General features: G+C 62.9%; 15 protein-coding genes. 13 read left to right on the plus strand and 2 right to left on the minus strand.

All coding sequences use genetic code 11. The annotated features are described in order from the left end of the window. Nucleotides 1-49: 49 nt before the first annotated feature. Complete coding sequence (gene lysS / locus C0V73_RS02985) at nt 50-1,546, plus strand: lysine--tRNA ligase (RefSeq protein WP_102018482.1); 1,497 nt, start codon at nt 50-52, stop codon at nt 1,544-1,546. A 104-nt stretch (nt 1,547-1,650) separates the two neighbouring features. Here lysS and C0V73_RS02990 read toward each other — a convergent pair whose 3' ends face one another. Continuing rightward, nucleotides 1,651-3,174, minus strand: a complete 1,524-nt coding sequence (locus C0V73_RS02990) for a hypothetical protein (RefSeq protein WP_102018483.1) — start codon at nt 3,172-3,174, stop codon at nt 1,651-1,653. 247 nt (nt 3,175-3,421) lie between these two features. On the opposite strand from C0V73_RS02990, the gene C0V73_RS02995 reads away from it, so the two are divergent. The 5 genes from C0V73_RS02995 (at nt 3,422) to arsA (ending at nt 8,788) form a co-directional block, all read left to right on the plus strand. Further along, complete coding sequence (locus tag C0V73_RS02995; protein ID WP_102018484.1) at nt 3,422-4,309, plus strand: metal ABC transporter substrate-binding protein; 888 nt, start codon at nt 3,422-3,424, stop codon at nt 4,307-4,309. Nucleotides 4,310-4,311: 2 nt separating this feature from the next. After that, nucleotides 4,312-5,193 carry a manganese/iron ABC transporter ATP-binding protein gene (locus C0V73_RS03000; protein ID WP_102018920.1) on the plus strand — a complete coding sequence of 294 codons (882 nt, stop codon included), beginning with the start codon at nt 4,312-4,314 and terminating at the stop codon, nt 5,191-5,193. Continuing rightward, nucleotides 5,174-6,082 carry a metal ABC transporter permease gene (locus C0V73_RS03005; protein ID WP_102018485.1) on the plus strand — a complete coding sequence of 303 codons (909 nt, stop codon included), beginning with the start codon at nt 5,174-5,176 and terminating at the stop codon, nt 6,080-6,082. The genes C0V73_RS03000 and C0V73_RS03005 overlap by 20 nt, the downstream gene beginning before the upstream one ends. Then, nucleotides 6,079-6,936: a metal ABC transporter permease gene (locus tag C0V73_RS03010; RefSeq protein ID WP_102018486.1), complete on the plus strand. Its 858-nt coding sequence runs from the start codon at nt 6,079-6,081 to the stop codon at nt 6,934-6,936. Before C0V73_RS03005 ends, C0V73_RS03010 begins: the two co-directional genes overlap by 4 nt. 82 nt (nt 6,937-7,018) lie before the next feature. Further along, the gene (gene arsA / locus C0V73_RS03015; RefSeq protein ID WP_102018487.1) at nt 7,019-8,788 is read left to right on the plus strand and encodes an arsenical pump-driving ATPase; all 1,770 of its coding nucleotides are present in this window, start codon (nt 7,019-7,021) and stop codon (nt 8,786-8,788) included. 15 nt (nt 8,789-8,803) lie between these two features. Here arsA and C0V73_RS03020 read toward each other — a convergent pair whose 3' ends face one another. Beyond that, on the minus strand, nt 8,804-9,700 hold the full coding sequence (locus tag C0V73_RS03020; protein ID WP_102018488.1) for a DMT family transporter: 897 nt from the start codon (nt 9,698-9,700) through the stop codon (nt 8,804-8,806). Nucleotides 9,701-9,884: 184 nt separating this feature from the next. Between C0V73_RS03020 and C0V73_RS03025 the strand changes: the two genes are divergently transcribed. The 7 genes from C0V73_RS03025 (at nt 9,885) to C0V73_RS03055 (ending at nt 17,208) form a co-directional block, all read left to right on the plus strand. Beyond that, nucleotides 9,885-10,793 (plus strand): LysR substrate-binding domain-containing protein, encoded by a 909-nt coding sequence (locus tag C0V73_RS03025; RefSeq protein WP_102018489.1) that lies wholly within the window; start codon nt 9,885-9,887, stop codon nt 10,791-10,793. A 238-nt stretch (nt 10,794-11,031) separates the two neighbouring features. After that, the gene (locus C0V73_RS03030; RefSeq protein WP_102018490.1) at nt 11,032-12,189 is read left to right on the plus strand and encodes an ABC transporter substrate-binding protein; all 1,158 of its coding nucleotides are present in this window, start codon (nt 11,032-11,034) and stop codon (nt 12,187-12,189) included. A 198-nt stretch (nt 12,190-12,387) separates the two neighbouring features. Then, entirely contained in the window at nt 12,388-13,377 is a 990-nt protein-coding gene (locus C0V73_RS03035) for an ABC transporter ATP-binding protein (RefSeq protein WP_102018491.1), read from the plus strand. Further along, nucleotides 13,374-14,324: an ABC transporter permease gene (locus C0V73_RS03040; RefSeq protein WP_069043365.1), complete on the plus strand. Its 951-nt coding sequence runs from the start codon at nt 13,374-13,376 to the stop codon at nt 14,322-14,324. The genes C0V73_RS03035 and C0V73_RS03040 overlap by 4 nt, the downstream gene beginning before the upstream one ends. Further along, nucleotides 14,314-15,129, plus strand: a complete 816-nt coding sequence (locus C0V73_RS03045) for an ABC transporter permease (protein WP_102018492.1) — start codon at nt 14,314-14,316, stop codon at nt 15,127-15,129. Before C0V73_RS03040 ends, C0V73_RS03045 begins: the two co-directional genes overlap by 11 nt. Before the next feature lie 66 nt (nt 15,130-15,195). Beyond that, on the plus strand, nt 15,196-16,620 hold the full coding sequence (locus C0V73_RS03050; protein ID WP_102018493.1) for a gamma-aminobutyraldehyde dehydrogenase: 1,425 nt from the start codon (nt 15,196-15,198) through the stop codon (nt 16,618-16,620). A gap of 150 nt (nt 16,621-16,770) precedes the next feature. Further along, the gene (locus C0V73_RS03055; protein WP_102018494.1) at nt 16,771-17,208 is read left to right on the plus strand and encodes an SH3 domain-containing protein; all 438 of its coding nucleotides are present in this window, start codon (nt 16,771-16,773) and stop codon (nt 17,206-17,208) included. The last annotated feature ends 6 nt before the right edge of the window (nt 17,209-17,214 follow it).

Genomic DNA, 17,214 nt, shown 5'->3' on the forward strand with positions numbered 1-17,214 from the left:
AGGGTGAGGGGCGAAGACTTACGGCAGAGGCCGCCACAGGAACCACGCGATGACCGAACAGACCACCGAAACCGCCCTCTCCTCCGACCCGACGGAAGTCCGCCGCCAGAAGCTCGCGCTGCTGCGCGAACAGGTCGGCGACGTCTATCCGGCGCATTTCCACCGCACGATGACCAATGCGGAATTTGCCGAGAAATACGCAGGGTTGGAACTGGACGAGACGTCTGACGACATCATCACTGTAGCCGGCCGCGTTTATTCATCGCGCAATTCCGGCATGTTCATGGACATCCATGACGCCTCGGGCAAGATCCAGATCTTCTCCCACAAGGACACGACGCCGGAACAAGCCCGCGCGCTGCTGCCGATGATCGACCTCGGCGACATCATCGGCGTCAAGGGCCAGGTCCGTCGCACCAAGCGCGGCGAACTGACCATCAACGCCCATGAAATCACCATGCTGACCAAGACGCTTCTCCCCATGCCGGAGAAGTATCATGGCCTCGCCGACATCGAGCTGCGCTACCGCAAGCGCCACCTCGACATCCTCACCAATGAGGAATCCAAGCTCCGCTTCCAGCAGCGCTCGAAGATCGTCTCCGGCATCCGCCGCTTCCTCGAGGGCGAAGGCTTCCTCGAAGTCGAGACGCCGATGCTGCAGACCGTCTATGGCGGCGCGACCGCCGAGCCGTTCAAGACGCACCACAACACGCTGAAGATGGACATGTATCTGCGCATCGCGCCGGAACTGTTCCTCAAGCGTACGCTGGTATCGGGCCTTGCCGACAAGGTGTTCGAGGTCAACCGCAACTTCCGCAACGAAGGTGTGTCGACCCGCCACAATCCCGAATTCACCATGATGGAATGCTACTGGGCCTATGCCGATTACGAGGACATGATGGGCCTCGTCGAGCGCATGTTCGAGACGCTCGCGATCGGCATCCACGGCACGACCGACCTTACCTTCGGTGACAAGCAGCTTTCCTTCAAGGGCCCGTTCAAGCGCGTGCCCATGCCCGACGCCGTCAAGGAAGCAACAGGCATCGACTTCCTGGCCATGAAAACCGACGAGGAAGCCCGCATCGCCGCGAAGGCCGCAGGTTTTGCCGTCGAGAAGGACTGGACATGGGGCGAATGCCTCGCCTTCATCTTCGAGGAAAAGGTCGAGGGCACGCTGATCCAGCCGTCGCACGTTACGCATTTCCCCAAGGACATCTCGCCCTTTGCCAAGGAAGTGCCGGGCGAACCGCGCCTCGTCGAGCGTTTCGAGACCTATTGCAACGCCTGGGAAGTCGGCAACGCCTTCTCTGAACTGAACGACCCGGAAGAGCAGCGCAAGCGCATGGTCGAGCAGCTCGAACAGGCCCATTCGCGCGGCGAAAAGGACAAGCAGCTCGACGACGAGTTCCTCGATGCGATCGACCAGGGCATGCCGCCCGCCGGCGGCCTCGGCATCGGCGTCGACCGCCTGATCATGCTGTTGACCAACGCCCCGTCGATCCGCGACGTCATCCTCTTCCCGGCGCGCCGCAACCGCAACGACTGAGCGAATATAACCATCACATGCAAAAGCCCCGGCCTCTAAGGACCGGGACTTTTGTGTTTCTTGGCCGTGAGTTGCAGCGCGTGGTGCTCAGGCAATCTCAGCGATCAGTGATCGGCCTTGGCATGCTCGTCGGCTTTGGGCTTGGCCTTGGGCGGCAGGATTGCTTCGTCTTCCGCGGGTGGATGGGCCTCGGTCGCAGCGCCATGCTCTTCCGGCTTGGGTGCCGGCGCGGCAGCTCCCGCACCCTGTGGTGCGATCGGCTGTGCCCGCATCTTCTCGAGCCAGGCAGCCCCGTGGTCGGCACTCTTGGCACCATCCGAACCCTCGGCGGGCTTGGCTTCAGCGGCAACATCCGCGACGGGTGCCTCTTCCTCGGAGCCGCCAAGCCCAACCATGCTCTTTAGCGATGAGAACCAGCCGTCGCCTTCGGCGGGTGCCTCTTCGGCAACAGGCGTCTCACCGGCAGCAACGTCATGGCCAGCGGCTTGTTCGACCGCACCGTCGTGGCTGCTTTCATCCGCGCTATGGGCCGCAGCCTCATCGACAACAGCGGGCTTCTCTTCGGTATGCGCGACCTGTTCAGCCCCATGCTCGGGCGCAGCCACATGCGCCGCATCGGCAGCCGGGTCTTCAGCATGTGCGGCAGGATCCGCGGCAGCATGTTCGGTCGTGGCGTCTCCGTGCGTCTCGCCAGAGCCTGCGTCTCCATGGGCGACAGCAGCCGGTTCCGCATGATCCTCGGCCGGCGCCTCGTGCCCCTCGGCCACGGCACCATGGCCATCGGCGGGTGCCGCATGGCCGTCCGCCGGTACGGCATGTCCTTCTGCTGGCGCTTCATCACCGCCAAGACCGACCATGCCCATCAGCGAGGCCATCCAGCCCTTTCCTTCTTCGGCACCGTGCTCGGCGACCGGAGTTTCCTCACCGTGTTCGCCGGCCGGCGCATCGCCATGCCCTTCGGCCTCACCCTTGGCATCCGTCTCGCCATGCCCATCGGCCGGCTTCTCGCCATGGGCATCCTCGGCACCATGAGCCGGCGCCTCTCCGTGACCATCGGCGGCCTTCTCGCCATGGCCCTCACCTTCCGGCACCAGGCCTTCAGGCTTCACACAATCCGTCTGATCGTTGAGCTTGGCGACAAGCGCCTGAATATCGGCCTCGAGCATGTCGACACGCTCGCCGAAAAACTCGCCATTCGGCGCAGCAAGACCATCAGCATAACGGGCCGTCAGGACACGCGCCGACATATCCTGAGGCACATGGCTCGGGTCCGGAACGTAGATAACGTCAGCCCCGACCGCACGACCGCGCATGCCCGAGCGATCCTTGGGACCGCTGGCATCGAGTACCACGACCTGCACCAGGTCGGCCTTCTTCGTTTCCTGCAGGGTCTTTGCCACGCGCAAGGCCGTCTTGACGCGCGTCAAGCCATCGCCCGGCTCATTGGTGGTGATGAACTTGCGCACCCAGAAGCGATCCTTTTTGTGGATCTCGACCGTCTTCACTTCCGTGCATTCAAGCCCGTTCAATTCGGCATAGGAGGGGCCGAGCAGTTTGTCCGCGCCGATATAGACGGCAGCGGCACCCGTGCCGCCAAGGGTGACCAGCACCCCGCCCAAAATCAGCATGAGCTTTCGTGAAAGGTGGATCTTCGGCACCTTCACGCTTGGAACTCCGCCATGACACCGTCCCGACTGTTTACGCAATACTGAGGTCGACTATAGCCCCCTTCTCCTTGCGGAACCTTTAACCCCGGCTTTCCAGTTCCGGCACAGATCACGGAAAGCTTTTTGCAAATGATTTGCAAAAGCGTTGACATCAGCGCGAAGCGCGATAGATTTTAATGAGAATGACTTGCAAGAACAGGAATAGACCATGGTCTCAAAGCTTGCCTGCCGTCTTTTCGCCCTGGCGCTCCTGCTGCCGGGGACAGCCTTTGCAGACGACAAGCTGAAGGTCGTCACGACTTTCACCGTGATTGCCGATATTGCCCAGAATGTTGCAGGCGATGCCGCAATCGTCGAAAGCATCACCAAGCCCGGCGCGGAAATCCACGGCTACCAGCCCACGCCGCGCGACATCCTGAAGGCACGCGATGCCAATCTGGTGCTGCGCAATGGCCTCAACCTCGAAGCCTGGTTTGAAAAATTCCTCGCCAATCTCGACGACGTGCCGACCGTAACCGTCAGTGATGGCATCGAGCCGATCGGCATTGCCGGCGGTGCCTATGACGGCAAGCCCAACCCGCATGCATGGATGTCGCCGGAAAACGCCCTCGTCTATGTCGAAAACATCCGCAAGGCCCTGACCGATCTCGACCCCGCAAACGCCGCGATCTACGAGGCCAATGCGAGGACCTATTCGCAGAAGATCAGCGCCGAGATCGAGCCGATGAAGGCGGAAATCGCCAGGATCCCGGAAAACGAGCGCTTCCTCGTGACGAGCGAAGGCGCCTTCTCCTACCTCGCCCGAGATCTCGGCATGAAGGAACTCTACCTCTGGCCGATCAATGCCGACAGCCAGGGCACGCCGCAGCAGGTCAAGGCGGTCGTTGACCAGGTGATCGAAAACAAGATCCCCGTCGTATTCTCTGAGAGCACTGTATCCGACAAGCCGGCCAAACAGGTCGCAGCCGAAACCGGGGCACGCTACGGGGGCATACTTTATGTGGACTCCCTCAGCGAGCCTGATGGCCCGGTCCCGACCTATCTGGATCTCTTGAAGGTGACGGTATCGACCATCGTGAAGGGATTTGCCGGATGATCATGGGATCGGGCGCAAGACGCAATCGCGAAGGGATCGCCGCAGAGGATGTGACGGTCACCTATCGCAACGGCCACACGGCCTTGCGCCATGCGAGTTTTGCGATCCCGCCCGGAACCATCACGGCCCTTGTCGGCGTCAACGGCGCCGGCAAGTCCACCCTCTTCAAGGCGATCATGGGCTTCGTGCCGGTAGCGTCAGGTGAGATCCGCGTGCTCGGCATGAGCGTCAAGCAGGCACTCAAGCAAAACCTCGTCGCCTACGTCCCTCAGGCCGAAGAAGTCGACTGGAACTTCCCCGTGCTCGTCGAAGATGTCGTGATGATGGGCCGTTACGGCCACATGAATTTCCTGCGCATCCCCTCCAAGCGCGATCATCAGCTCGTTGACGAAGCGCTCGCCCGCGTCGGCATGGGCGATTACCGCAAGCGCCAGATCGGCGAGCTCTCCGGCGGACAGCGCAAGCGCGTCTTCCTTGCCCGTGCACTCGCCCAGGAAGGCCAGGTGATCCTACTCGACGAACCCTTCACCGGCGTCGATGTCACCACCGAGGAACAGATCATCGGCCTGATGAAGGATCTGCGCGCCGAAGGCCGCGTCATGCTGGTCTCCACCCATAATCTCGGCAGCGTGCCCGACTTCTGCGATCGCACCATCTTCGTCAAGGGCACGGTCATCGCCTCGGGCAAGACCGAGGACACCTTCACCGAGGCAAACCTGAAAACCGCCTTCGGAGGGGCGCTACGCCACTTCGTGCTCGCCGGCCGCGACCTGCACGACGACGACGATGGCCGCGAGGTCACCGTCATCACCGATGACGAGCGCCCCTTCGTCATCTATGGCCAGCCGAAACCAGGAGCATCAGATGCTCGCGACCCTGGTTGAGCCCTTCACCTATGATTACATGCGCAACGCCATCCTGGTGAGCGCATTGGTTGGCGGCGTCTGCGGCTTCCTCTCCGCCTATCTGATGCTGAAGGGCTGGTCGCTGATCGGCGACGCGCTCTCCCATGCCATCGTGCCGGGCGTTGCCGGCGCCTACATGCTCGGCCTGCCTTTTGCATTCGGAGCTTTCATGTCCGGCGGGCTCGCAGCGCTTGCCATCCTCTTCCTCAACCAGCGGACCAAGCTGAAGGAAGACGCGATCATCGGTTTGATCTTCACCTCCTTCTTCGGCCTTGGCCTGTTCATGGTGTCGATCTCGCCCGTCTCGATCGACATCAAGACCATCGTGCTCGGCAATATCCTCGCGATCACGCCGGCCGACACGCTGCAGCTCGTGCTGATCGGCGGCGTAAGCCTCCTCGTGCTGACGCTGAAGTGGAAGGACCTGATGGTCACCTTCTTCGACGAGAACCATGCCCGTTCGATCGGCCTCAAACCCGAGCGTCTCAAGGTAATCTTCTTCACCCTGCTAGCGGCCTCAACGGTTGCCGCCATGCAGACCGTCGGCGCCTTCCTGGTCATCGCCATGGTCGTGACGCCAGGCGCCACAGCCTATCTGCTGACCGACCGCTTCCAGCGGCTGATCCTCATGGCACTCGGCATCGGTGCCGGCACGAGCTTCGTCGGCGCTTATGCCAGCTACTTCCTCGACGGCGCCACGGGCGGGATTATCGTCGTGCTGCAGACCCTGATCTTCCTCGCAGCCTTCCTCTTCGCCCCCAAGCACGGCTTGCTGGCCGCCCGCAGTCGCGCCCGCGAAGCGCTGGAACCCATGCCTTCCGCAGCCACGGCAGAACCGCACCGCTTGCCCGAGGAGCGGCCGGCATGAGCGAAACCCTCGAACTCGCGATCCTGCCCTTCCAGCTTCCTTTCATGCAGTCGGCCTTCGTGGTGACGCTGATGATCGCCATCCCCATGGCACTCCTCTCCTGCTTGCTGGTGCTAAAAGGCTGGTCGCTGATGGGCGACGCCGTCTCCCATGCCGTGCTTCCGGGCGTGGTCATCGCCTACATCGTCGGTATTCCGCTGGCGATCGGGGCCTTTATCGCCGGTCTCGTCTGTGCGCTTCTGACCGGCTTCATCAAGGAGAACAGCCGCATCAAGGAAGACACCGTGCTCGGCATCGTCTTTTCGGGCATGTTCGGTCTGGGCTTGGTCCTCTATGTCCAGGTCCAGAGCTCCGTTCACCTTGACCACATCCTCTTCGGCGACATGCTGGGTCTGCTGCCCTCGGATCTCATCGAGACCGGCCTGATCGCCCTCTTCGCCACCGCATTCCTCGTTGTATTGCGCAAGGATCTTCTGGCCCACGCCTTCGATCCGCAGCACGCCCGCGCCATCGGCCTCTCGGTCCGTCTGCTGCATTACGGCCAGCTCGCCGTGCTCTCGCTCGTCGTCGTCGGTGCCTTGAAGGCCGTTGGCATCATCCTATCGATTGCCATGCTGGTCGCCCCCGGCGCCATCGCCTTCCTGCTCACCAAGCGCTATGCAACGATGCTGGTGACGGCCGTGATCGTTGCTGTCTCGTCTTCACTCGCGGGCATCTATCTAAGCTTCTTCATCGACAGTGCCCCCGCCCCGACGATCGTCTTGATCATGAGCGGCATCTTCATCCTCGCCTTCTTCCGCACGCTTTGGCAGGCCCGCAGCGTCAACCGCATCGCCGCAGCAGAAAACATCTGATCGCCCTGCCACTTGGCATGGATCAAGTGTGCAAAGGCAAGGGCGGGCTAGGGTCTCCTCATCAAAGCGAGGATGGACGCCCATGTCGACGATGAAACTGCTTCAAAAACCCACCCGCCATCTGTTTTTCACCGGCAAGGGTGGCGTCGGCAAGACCTCGCTCAGCTGTGCGACGGCCATCGCGCTCGCCGACCAGGGACTGAAGATCCTGCTCGTCAGCACCGATCCCGCCTCCAATCTCGATGAAATGCTGGGGCTGATCCTCGGCAGCGATCCGACACCTGTGCCGGGCGTGCCAGGCCTGTCGGCGATGAACATCGATCCCGAGAGCGCAGCAGAAGACTATCGCCAGCGCGTGCTCGGCCAGATGGCACCTGATGTGACCGAAAAGGACCGCACCACCGTGCGCGAACAACTGTCAGGCGCCTGCACCACCGAGATTGCCGCCTTCGACGAATTCGTCGGCCTGCTGGCCGATGACAATCCACGCTTCGACCACATAATCTTCGACACAGCCCCGACCGGCCACACCCTGCGGCTGCTCAGCCTGCCCAAGGCCTGGACAGGTTTTCTGGAGACCAACGAACGCGGCGCCTCCTGCCTTGGCCCCCATTCCGGGCTGAAAATGCAGGAGGACCGCTTCCGCACGGCGCTGGAATGCCTCGGCGATCCCGCCCGAACCACCATCGTGCTGGTGACACGCGCCGATCGCGGCGCGATCCGCGAGGCTGCCCGCACCGCCGGAGAACTTTCCGAACTCGGCCTCTCCAACCAGATGCTCGCCGTCAACGGCCGCTTCACGCCGACAGATCCGAACGACCCGGTGGCCGCGGCCTTCGCGGCAGAACAGAAGAAGGCACTGACTGACCTGCCAACCGTACTGGCATCGCTGCCTCGCGACGAGGTCGCCCTCAAACCCTTCGACATGGTGGGACTCGAAGCGCTGCGCGGACTGCTGTCCGATACGCCGCTCCCACCTCCCGGCGATACCGCAGACGACACCTTCGAAAGCCCCGACCTCCCCCGTCTCTCGACGCTGGTCGATGAAATCGCGGCAAGCGGCAAGGGCCTCGTGATGGTCATGGGCAAGGGCGGCGTCGGCAAGACCACGGTTGCGGCAGCCGTCGCCGTCGGGCTCGCCGCCCGTGGCCACACGGTCCACCTCACCACGACAGACCCGGCGGCCCATCTGTCCTTCGTCGTCGGCGCCGCCGCCATGCCCGGCCTGACCGTCGACCGCATCGATCCAGAGGCCGAGACCACCCGCTACATCGACAAGATCATGGCGACCAAGGGCCGGGATCTCGATGAAGCCGGGAAGGCCTTGTTGCGCGAGGATCTTGCCTCTCCCTGCACCGAGGAAGTGGCCGTCTTCCACGCCTTTTCGCGCGTCGTCGGCGAAGCCCGATCGAGCTTCGTCGTCATCGATACGGCCCCGACAGGCCACACGCTGCTGCTCCTCGATGCGACAGGCGCCTATCACCGCCAGATGACCCGCCACATGGACGACAACGCTCCCGGCCGCATGGTCACGCCGCTGATGCGCCTGCAGGACCCCGCCTATACGCGCGTCCTGCTGGTGACGCTGCCGGAGACGACACCGGTCTCGGAAGCATCCGCCCTGCAGGACGACCTGCGCCGCGCTGGCATCGCGCCCTATGGCTGGGTGGTAAACAAGTCCATGGCGATCACAGGCACCCGCGATCCGCTCCTGCGCGCCCGCATCCGGGGCGAAAAGGCGCAGATCGAAAGGGTGAAACGCGATTATGCCGAGCGGTTATACGGCCTGGACTCCCGCCCGATTGCTCCGGTGGGGCTGGAAGAATTGAAACGCATTGCGGAAGAGGAATAAGACCTGCGGAGCGTTTTAGACCCGAGCCTCTTCCTCGGCACGCTTGGCGCGGCGTGACACCACCCATTCCCGCCAAACGGTGAAGAGACCCGCACCGACGACGATGACGGCACCCACCACCGTGTTCCAGCGCAACACTTCGCCAAAGACGGTGACCGCAATCATCGCCCCGAGCACCAGCTGCCAGTAGGAGATCGGCTGGACGATCACGGCATCGAGGTTCTCATAGGCCTTGATCAACGCCAGATGCCCCACGATGCCGGTGCAGCAGAGGCCGATCATCAGGCTCCAGCCGGCCGGTGTGAACGGTGTCCAGAAGAAGGGACCGAGCAGGTTCGAGCCGATGAAGCCGACGATTGCCAGATAGAAGAAGCTGGTCGATGGCTGGTCGTCGCGGCTGACAAGACGTGTGGCGATCCCGTAGATCGCGCCGAGCACTGCGCAGATCAGCGGCAGCCAGATATAGGAATTGAAGCCGTCGCCGCTGGGCGCCAGCATGATCACGACGCCGACGAGGCCGAAAAGGATCGCCGTCCAGCGCCGCCAGCCGACTTTTTCCCCGAGGATCGGCATGGACAGGAGCGCGACAAAGATCGGCCCGGCCGCGAAGATCGCCTGGCTCTGGGCAAGTCCCACCTGCGTGAAGGCCACGATCGAGATAAGGATCTGCAAGAAGAGGATGAGGCCCCTGAGGATTTGCAGAAACGGCCGCTTCGTGTTGACCGCGACGCTCAGGCCGCCGGACGACCGCATCGCCAGAAACAGCGCGAAGGCGACGAAGGCCCAGTAGCGCACCATCGCCACCTGCACCGGCGAGTGGGTTTCGCCGAGATGCTTGGAAAGGCCGTCCTGAATGGCGAAGACGGAAAAGGCGAGGAAGGTGAAGAGATAGCCGAGCGGCGTCGATTTCATGGGGCAATGGGAGCTTTGCACGAGGAGGGATCCGTGGACGAACCAACGGCGCGGGCATAACGATCCTACACCCTGAGCGGGTCTTGACCAGTGCAGTTTTGCAAACCTGCCCTGCAACCTGACAACCCCTCGCCTGTCATGACGACCGCCTTGCCTCACGGCGGGCGCCATGCTTGAAAGAGCCATGGCCTTCACCCTCCGTCAGTTGCAGTATTTCGTCGCCGTCGCCGAGCAGGGTTCCGTCACGCGCGCCGCCCAGAACCTCTCGATCTCCCAGTCCTCAGTGACCGAGGCGATCAAGGAGCTGGAGGGCGATCTCGGCGTCGAACTTTTCGAGCGCCACCCGCGCGGCCTGACCATCACCTATAACGGCCACCAGTTTCTCCGCCACGCGACGAAGATCCTCGCGGATGTGTCGGACGCCCGCAACGTCTTCACCGAAACCCAGAACAGCACCGGCGGCACGCTCAACATCGGCGTCACCTCGCTCGTCGCCGGCTACGTTCTGTCAGACCTGCTCGCCCGCTATCGCCGGGCCTGCCCGGGCGTCGAGGTCTCGGCGATCGAGGACAACGGCTCCTATCTCGAACACCTGCTGATCGGCGGCGAACTGGATGTCGCGGTCATGGTCATCTCCAACCTGCGCGACCGCATGGCGCTACAGGCCGAAATCCTGGAAACCTCGCCCTATCGCCTCTGGCTCCCGATCGGCCATCCGCTGGTCTCGGCCGACATCATCTCGATTGCCGATATCACCAAGGAACCGCTGATCATGCTGACGGTGGACGAAATCGAGGAGAACACCGGCAAGCTCTTGTCGGCGCTGGGCGCCCGCCCGCATGTCGCTTTCCGCACCCGCTCGGTCGAAGCGGTCCGCAGCCTGGTCGCCACCGGCGCCGGCGTGGCGCTCCTGCCCGACCTCGTCTACCGCCCCTGGTCGCTGGAAGGCGACCGCATCGAAAGCCGCGATGTGTCGGGCGCGCTTCCGGTGGTGCAGGTCGGCATGGTCTGGCGCAAGGGCTCGAGCCTGCCGCAGGCAGCCCGCGACTTCGTCGGCATCGCTGAGGCGAGCCGGAGTGGAAGGGTCAGGTAAAGACCCGCAGCGATTGCCCCTCATCCGGCTACCGCCGCCTTCTCCCCGCCTGCGGGGAGAAGATCCCGGCATGGGGATGAGGGGCACTTAAGAACAATTACCTCAACCAACACGCCATCGGAAAAACCGATACCACCATTCTGACGAATGAATTTGCGAATGCGGTTAATTCGCGGCAACTTTCTCGCCGGGAACATATGGCCGCAAAAACGCGGCCTCAAAAACGGGAGACCCCGCGATGAAATCTCTTCTGAAGTCTTGCACTGTCCTTGCCTCTGTATTGAGTATGACCACCGCCGCTGTTGCCCAGGAGCCGTTGCAGGCACTCGGAGCCGGCGAAGGCGCCCTCTCCATCGTGGCCTGGGCTGGCTATATCGAACGCGGCGAAACCGACAAGAATTTCGACTGGGTCACCGAATTCGAGAAGAAGACCGGCTGCATGGTCTCGGTAAAGACCGCCGCCACCTCCGATGAAATGGTCGCCCTGATGAACGAAGGCGGCTTCGATCTCGTCACCGCCTCGGGCGACGCTTCGCTGCGCCTCGTGGCCGGCAAGCGCGTTCAGCCGATCAACACGGCGCTGATCCCCTCCTGGAGCACCATCGACGAGCGCCTGCAGAACGCACCTTGGCATACCAAGGACGGCGTCCATTACGGCACGCCTTACGTCTGGGGCCCGAACGTCCTGATGTACAACACCAAGGCTTTTGGCGATAAAGCTCCCGACAGCTGGAACGTCGTCTTCGAAGAGATGACGCTTGCCGACGGCAAGTCCAACAAGGGCCGCGTTCAGGCCTATGACGGCCCGATCCATGTCGCCGACGCCGCCAACTACCTGATGTTCCACAAGCCGGAACTCGGCATCAAGGACCCCTTCGAACTCAACGAAGATCAGTACAAGGCAGCGCTTGACCTCCTGCGCGGCCAGCGACAGCTCGTCAGCCGCTACTGGCATGATGCCTTCATCCAGATCGACGACTTCAAGAACGAAGGCGTAGTCGCCTCCGGCTCCTGGCCCTTCCAGGTCAACCTCTTGAAGGCCGACCAGCCCGTGGCATCGGTCTTCCCGAAGGAAGGCGTCACCGGCTGGGCCGACACGACCATGCTGCATGCCGAAAGCGAGCACCCGAACTGCGCCTATATGTGGATGGAGCATTCGCTGTCCCCCAAGGTCCAGGGCGACGTCTCCGCCTGGTTCGGCACGGTTCCCTCCGTTCCCGCCGCCTGCAAGGGCAACGCGCTCCTGACCGACGCTGGCTGCACCAACAACGGCTTCGACAACTTCGAGAAGATCAAGTTCTGGAAGACGCCGGTTTCCAAGTGCGAAAGCCAGGGCGAATGCGTCCCCTACCACCGCTGGGTCTCCGACTACATCGGTGTGATCGGCGGACGTTGATCTCGCAAACCGGGGCACTTGCCCCTCACCCTAACCCTCTCCCCGTGAACGGGGAGAGGGGACTTGCCCCGAAGCCACCGCTCTGATTGCTGCCAGCCGACGCTTTGCGAGGCCGGCGGAAGCACGTCCTTCTCCCCGCCTGCGGGGAGAAGGTGCCGGCAGGCGGATGAGGGGCTATAAAGCAACTCTGGAGCCCCCATGACCGCAGCCGTCTCCTTCTCGAAGGTCTCGCGCCATTTCGGCAGCGTGAAAGCCGTCGATGCCGTCGACCTGACGGTCGAGCCAGGTGAATTCTTCGCCATGCTCGGCCCCTCCGGCTCCGGCAAGACGACCTGCCTGCGCCTGATCGCCGGCTTCGAACAGCCGACGTCTGGCCATATCGAGATCTTCGGTGAAACCGCCGAGGGCGTGCCGCCCTATCGCCGCAACGTCAACACGGTCTTCCAGGACTATGCCCTCTTCCCGCATTTGAACATTCTCGACAACGTCGCCTATGGCCTGATGGTCAAGGGCGTGGCCAAGGCCGAGCGCCACCGCGAGGCCGAGAAGGCGCTGGAAATGGTCAAGCTTCCTGGCTACGGCACCCGCAAGCCCGGTCAGCTTTCCGGCGGTCAGCGGCAGCGCGTGGCGCTTGCCCGCGCTCTCGTGAACAAGCCGAAGGTCCTCCTTCTCGACGAACCGCTCGGCGCGCTGGACCTGAAGCTGCGCGAACAGATGCAAGAGGAGCTGAAGAGCCTGCAGCGCTCGCTCGGCATCACCTTTGTCTTCGTCACCCACGATCAGGGCGAGGCACTCTCCATGGCCGACCGCGTCGCTGTCTTCAATGACGGCAAGATCGTCCAGGCCGGAACACCGCACGAGATCTACAACAAGCCCCGCACCCGCTTCGTCGCCGATTTCGTCGGCTCGTCCAATGTAGTTGCACCTGAAGCCATGAAGGCGCTGGGCGGAGAAGCCCGCTGGACGAGCCTGCGCCCCGAAGCGATCCGCATCGTATCGGAAGGCGGTGTCGAGGCGACCGTGCGCTCGACCAGCTTCCTTGGCGCCTCGACCAAGCTCTTCGTCGAGACGGCGGTGGCCGCTCTCACGCTCTCGCTGCCAGCCGGCCAAGCCGCACCGCAGGCCGGCGAAAGCATCCGCATCACCTGGTCGGCTTCCGACCTGCATTACATGGAGGAGGCCGCATGACGGCGATCTCCACATCTGCCATCACCCCTGGCCGTCAGGGCCTGATGGGGCGGCTCTCGGATCTGTTCTGGCGGAGGCCCAACCTGCTGCTGGTTCTGATGCTGGTGCCGCCCCTGCTCTGGCTCGGCATCATCTACGTCGGCTCGCTGGTGGCGCTGCTCCTGCAGAGCTTCTTTTCCATCGACGAGTTCTCCGGGCTGATCAATTACGAGTTCACGCTGGCAACCTATGGCGAACTGCTCCGCCCGGCCAATTTCGACATCATCCTACGCACGCTGCTGATGTCGGCTGCCGTCACGCTGGCCTCTGCCGTCATCGCCTTCCCGATCGCCTACTACGCCGCACGTTATGCCAAAGGCCGCTGGAAGGCCGTCTTCTATCTCGGCATCATGCTGCCGCTCTGGTCGAGCTATCTTGTCAAGGTCTATGCCTGGAAGCTGATCCTCGCTAAGGAAGGCATCCTCACCTGGATCTTCGCCAAGCTCCATCTGACCTGGCTGCTCGATGGGCTGCTTGCCATTCCCGTCATCGGCGGCAATTCGCTGTCGATCAGCTATCTCGGCACCTTCATTGTCTTCGTCTATGTCTGGCTACCCTTCATGATCCTGCCCACTCAGGCGGCCCTTGAACGCGTGCCCGGCAACCTGATCGAAGCCTCGGGCGATCTCGGCGCCGATAGCCGCCAGACCTTCCGCCATGTGCTCTTTCCCCTGGCGCTGCCCGGCATTGTCGCCGGCTCGATCTTCACCTTCTCGCTGACCATGGGCGATTACATCATCCCGCAGATCGTCGGCACCTCGCGCCTCTTCATCGGCCAGGCCGTCTATGCCCAGCAGGGCACCGCCGGCAACATCCCGCTTGCCGCCGCCTTCTCGGTCGTGCCGATCGTGATCATGGGCATTTATCTGACCATCGCCAAACGCATGGGGGCCTTCGATGCGCTCTGACCGCTCCCAGTCATCAGGCCTTGCGCTCAAGATCGCCGCTGGCGCCGGCCTGGCCTTCCTGCATCTGCCGATCCTGCTGATATTCGTCTATGCCTTCACCACGGAGGAAAAGAGCTTCCAGTGGCCACCACCGGGCTTCACCACCAAGTGGTTCGCAGTTGCCTGGAACCGTCCGGACATCTGGGAAGCGCTCTGGCTCTCGGTCAAGGTCGCGAGCATCGCAACCGTCATTGCCATGGTACTCGGAACGCTAGCAGCCGCAGCTGTCGCCCGCACAAAGTTCTTCGGCCGGGAAGTGATCTCGCTGCTCGTCATCCTGCCGATCGCGCTCCCCGGCATCATCACCGGCATTGCGCTGCGCTCGGCCTTTTCGCTCGCGGATATCCCCTTCTCCTTCTGGACGATTATCCTCGGCCATGCCACCTTCTGCGTGGTCGTGGTCTACAACAACGCCGTCGCCCGCTTCCGCCGCACCTCCGGCTCGCTCATCGAGGCCTCGATGGATCTCGGCGCAGACGGCTTCCAGACCTTCCGCCATGTGATCCTGCCGAACATCGCCACAGCCCTTCTCGCCGGCGGCATGCTCGCCTTCGCGCTGTCCTTCGACGAGGTCATCGTCACCACGTTTACCGCCGGCCAGCAGTCGACGCTGCCGATCTGGATGCTGGAAGAACTGATCCGCCCCCGCCAGCGCCCGGTCACCAACGTCGTCGCCATGGTCGTGGTCATCGTCACTTTCCTGCCGATCCTGGCGGCCTATTACCTGACCCGCGATACCGACCAGATCGCAGGCAGCGGCAAATGAACCACCGGCGACGCCTCGTCTTCAGGGGCGCTGTCGCAAATGAAGTCTGATAAAAGGGAGAACGACATGGACACCCAGATGTTGATCGGCGCCAAGTTCGAAGCCGGCACAGAGACGGACGAAAAGATCCTGAACCCCAAGACCGGCGAACTCATCGTCGATCTCCCGGAAGCCTCACTCGCCCAGGTCGAGGCGGCCGTCGACGCTGCCGAGGGCGCCTTCGTCTCCTGGTCGCAGACGACACCCGGCCAGCGCGCCGGCTACCTTCTCGCAATCGCCGACGCGATCGAAAAGGACGCAGCTGCTTTCGCCGCGCTCGAAAGCCTCAATTGCGGCAAGCCGATCAACGCCGTGCTCAACGATGAAATCCCGGCGATCGTCGACTGCTACCGCTTCTTCGCCGGCGCGATCCGCACGCTGCAGGCACCGGTCTCTGGCGAATATCTGCCAGGCTTCACCTCAATGATCCGCCGCGATGCCGTCGGCGTCATCGGCTCGATTGCGCCGTGGAACTACCCGCTGATGATGATGGCCTGGAAGCTTGCACCAGCGCTAGCCGGCGGCAACACCGTGGTCTTCAAGCCCTCCGAGCAGACGCCGCTGACGGCGCTGAAGCTCGCCAAGGTCATGGCCGATATCCTGCCCGAGGGCGTGGTGAACGTGGTTCTCGGCCGCGGCGAAAGCGTTGGCAACGCGCTGATCAACAACCCGAAAATTCAGATGCTGTCGATCACCGGCGATATCGCCACCGGCAAGAAGATCATGACGGCAGCCGCCAAGACGGTGAAGCGCACCCATCTGGAGCTCGGCGGCAAGGCCCCGGTCATCATCCATGACGATGCCGATATCGACGCCGCCGTCGCCGCCATCCGCACCTTCGGCTACTACAATGCCGGCCAGGACTGCACCGCCGCCTGCCGCATCTATGCGAGCGACAAGATCTACGACCGCTTCGTCGCGGATCTCGCGGCCGCCGTGTCCACGATCAAGTTCAACCAGGCCGACGATGCCGAAAACGAGATCGGCCCGCTGATCTCCAAACGCCAGCGCGACCGCGTTGAAAGCTTCGTGACGCGGGCTGCCGAACACAAGCACATGGAAGTGGTCGCCGGCGGCAAGCTCGGCTCCGACAAGGGCTTCTTCTACACGCCAACAGTCATTGCCGGCGCAACGCAAGACGACGAAATCGTCCGCCGCGAAGTCTTCGGCCCCGTCGTTTCCGTCACCCGTTTCACCGATGCCGAACAGGCCGTCGCCTGGGCCAATGACAGCGACTACGGCCTTGCCTCCTCCGTCTGGACCAAGGACATTTCCCGCGCCATGCAGAGCGCCGCCAAGCTTCGCTACGGCTGCACCTGGATCAACACCCACTTCATGCTCTGCAACGAAATGCCCCATGGCGGCATGAAGCAGTCGGGCTATGGCAAGGACATGTCGATCTATGCGCTGGAAGACTACACGACCGTCCGCCACGTGATGATCGCGCATTAAGTTCAGCAGGGGCCTGCGGGCGATAAGGGGAAGGGGTCACCTCGGTGGCCCCTTCCCTTTTGGCTGTTGGCATTTACCCTGACGCAGCAAAGCGGTGGCGGCATCCCGCAGCCGCCGGTATGATGCGAAGCACCTCTCAGGGAGCCTCGCATGCAGCACCGCGCTACCATGATCATCCTGACCGCCCTCGCCTGCATCGCAGGTACGAGCCTTGCGGCGCATGCTCAAGAGCCGAAAGTCATCCCCGCCCCCGACATCGATGACAGCACTTTGATGGACACCTATCTCTGGCATGTCCGCGGCCTGCCGCCTGGGAAGCGCCTCGCGGTCCACTCCGGCGCAGGCCCGAATTTCCGCGTCATCCACGCACTCGATGAGGGTCAACCGATCGAGCGCCTCTCCTGCCAGGATAGCCGCGGCGGCTACTGGTGCCGCATCGCGACTGTGGATCGCCCCCGCATTTCAGGCTGGGTCGATGGACGCTTCCTGCTTGAGGAGACAGGCTTTGCGCCGCCGGATGACGTGCGCAATCCATCGTTCGAGCCGGAGATCATCATCGATCCCTTCCCAAGGCCCAGAAGGCCCTGAGGGCGA

The organism is Rhizobium sp. TH135 (genome assembly GCF_002855515.1).
In the GTDB taxonomy this organism is placed as follows: Bacteria; Pseudomonadota; Alphaproteobacteria; order Rhizobiales; family Rhizobiaceae; genus Allorhizobium.

Excerpts from the sequence above, each read along its gene's own strand:
- lysS (WP_102018482.1), top strand. The coding sequence starts at position 50 with ATGACCGAACAGACCACCGAAACCGCCCTCTCCTCCGACCCGACGGAA.
- C0V73_RS02990 (WP_102018483.1), bottom strand. The coding sequence starts at position 3,174 with ATGCTGATTTTGGGCGGGGTGCTGGTCACCCTTGGCGGCACGGGTGCC.
- C0V73_RS02995 (WP_102018484.1), top strand. The coding sequence starts at position 3,422 with ATGGTCTCAAAGCTTGCCTGCCGTCTTTTCGCCCTGGCGCTCCTGCTG.
- C0V73_RS03000 (WP_102018920.1), top strand. The coding sequence starts at position 4,312 with ATGGGATCGGGCGCAAGACGCAATCGCGAAGGGATCGCCGCAGAGGAT.
- C0V73_RS03005 (WP_102018485.1), top strand. The coding sequence starts at position 5,174 with ATGCTCGCGACCCTGGTTGAGCCCTTCACCTATGATTACATGCGCAAC.
- C0V73_RS03010 (WP_102018486.1), top strand. The coding sequence starts at position 6,079 with ATGAGCGAAACCCTCGAACTCGCGATCCTGCCCTTCCAGCTTCCTTTC.
- arsA (WP_102018487.1), top strand. The coding sequence starts at position 7,019 with ATGTCGACGATGAAACTGCTTCAAAAACCCACCCGCCATCTGTTTTTC.
- C0V73_RS03020 (WP_102018488.1), bottom strand. The coding sequence starts at position 9,700 with ATGAAATCGACGCCGCTCGGCTATCTCTTCACCTTCCTCGCCTTTTCC.
- C0V73_RS03025 (WP_102018489.1), top strand. The coding sequence starts at position 9,885 with ATGGCCTTCACCCTCCGTCAGTTGCAGTATTTCGTCGCCGTCGCCGAG.
- C0V73_RS03030 (WP_102018490.1), top strand. The coding sequence starts at position 11,032 with ATGAAATCTCTTCTGAAGTCTTGCACTGTCCTTGCCTCTGTATTGAGT.
- C0V73_RS03035 (WP_102018491.1), top strand. The coding sequence starts at position 12,388 with ATGACCGCAGCCGTCTCCTTCTCGAAGGTCTCGCGCCATTTCGGCAGC.
- C0V73_RS03040 (WP_069043365.1), top strand. The coding sequence starts at position 13,374 with ATGACGGCGATCTCCACATCTGCCATCACCCCTGGCCGTCAGGGCCTG.
- C0V73_RS03045 (WP_102018492.1), top strand. The coding sequence starts at position 14,314 with ATGCGCTCTGACCGCTCCCAGTCATCAGGCCTTGCGCTCAAGATCGCC.
- C0V73_RS03050 (WP_102018493.1), top strand. The coding sequence starts at position 15,196 with ATGGACACCCAGATGTTGATCGGCGCCAAGTTCGAAGCCGGCACAGAG.
- C0V73_RS03055 (WP_102018494.1), top strand. The coding sequence starts at position 16,771 with ATGCAGCACCGCGCTACCATGATCATCCTGACCGCCCTCGCCTGCATC.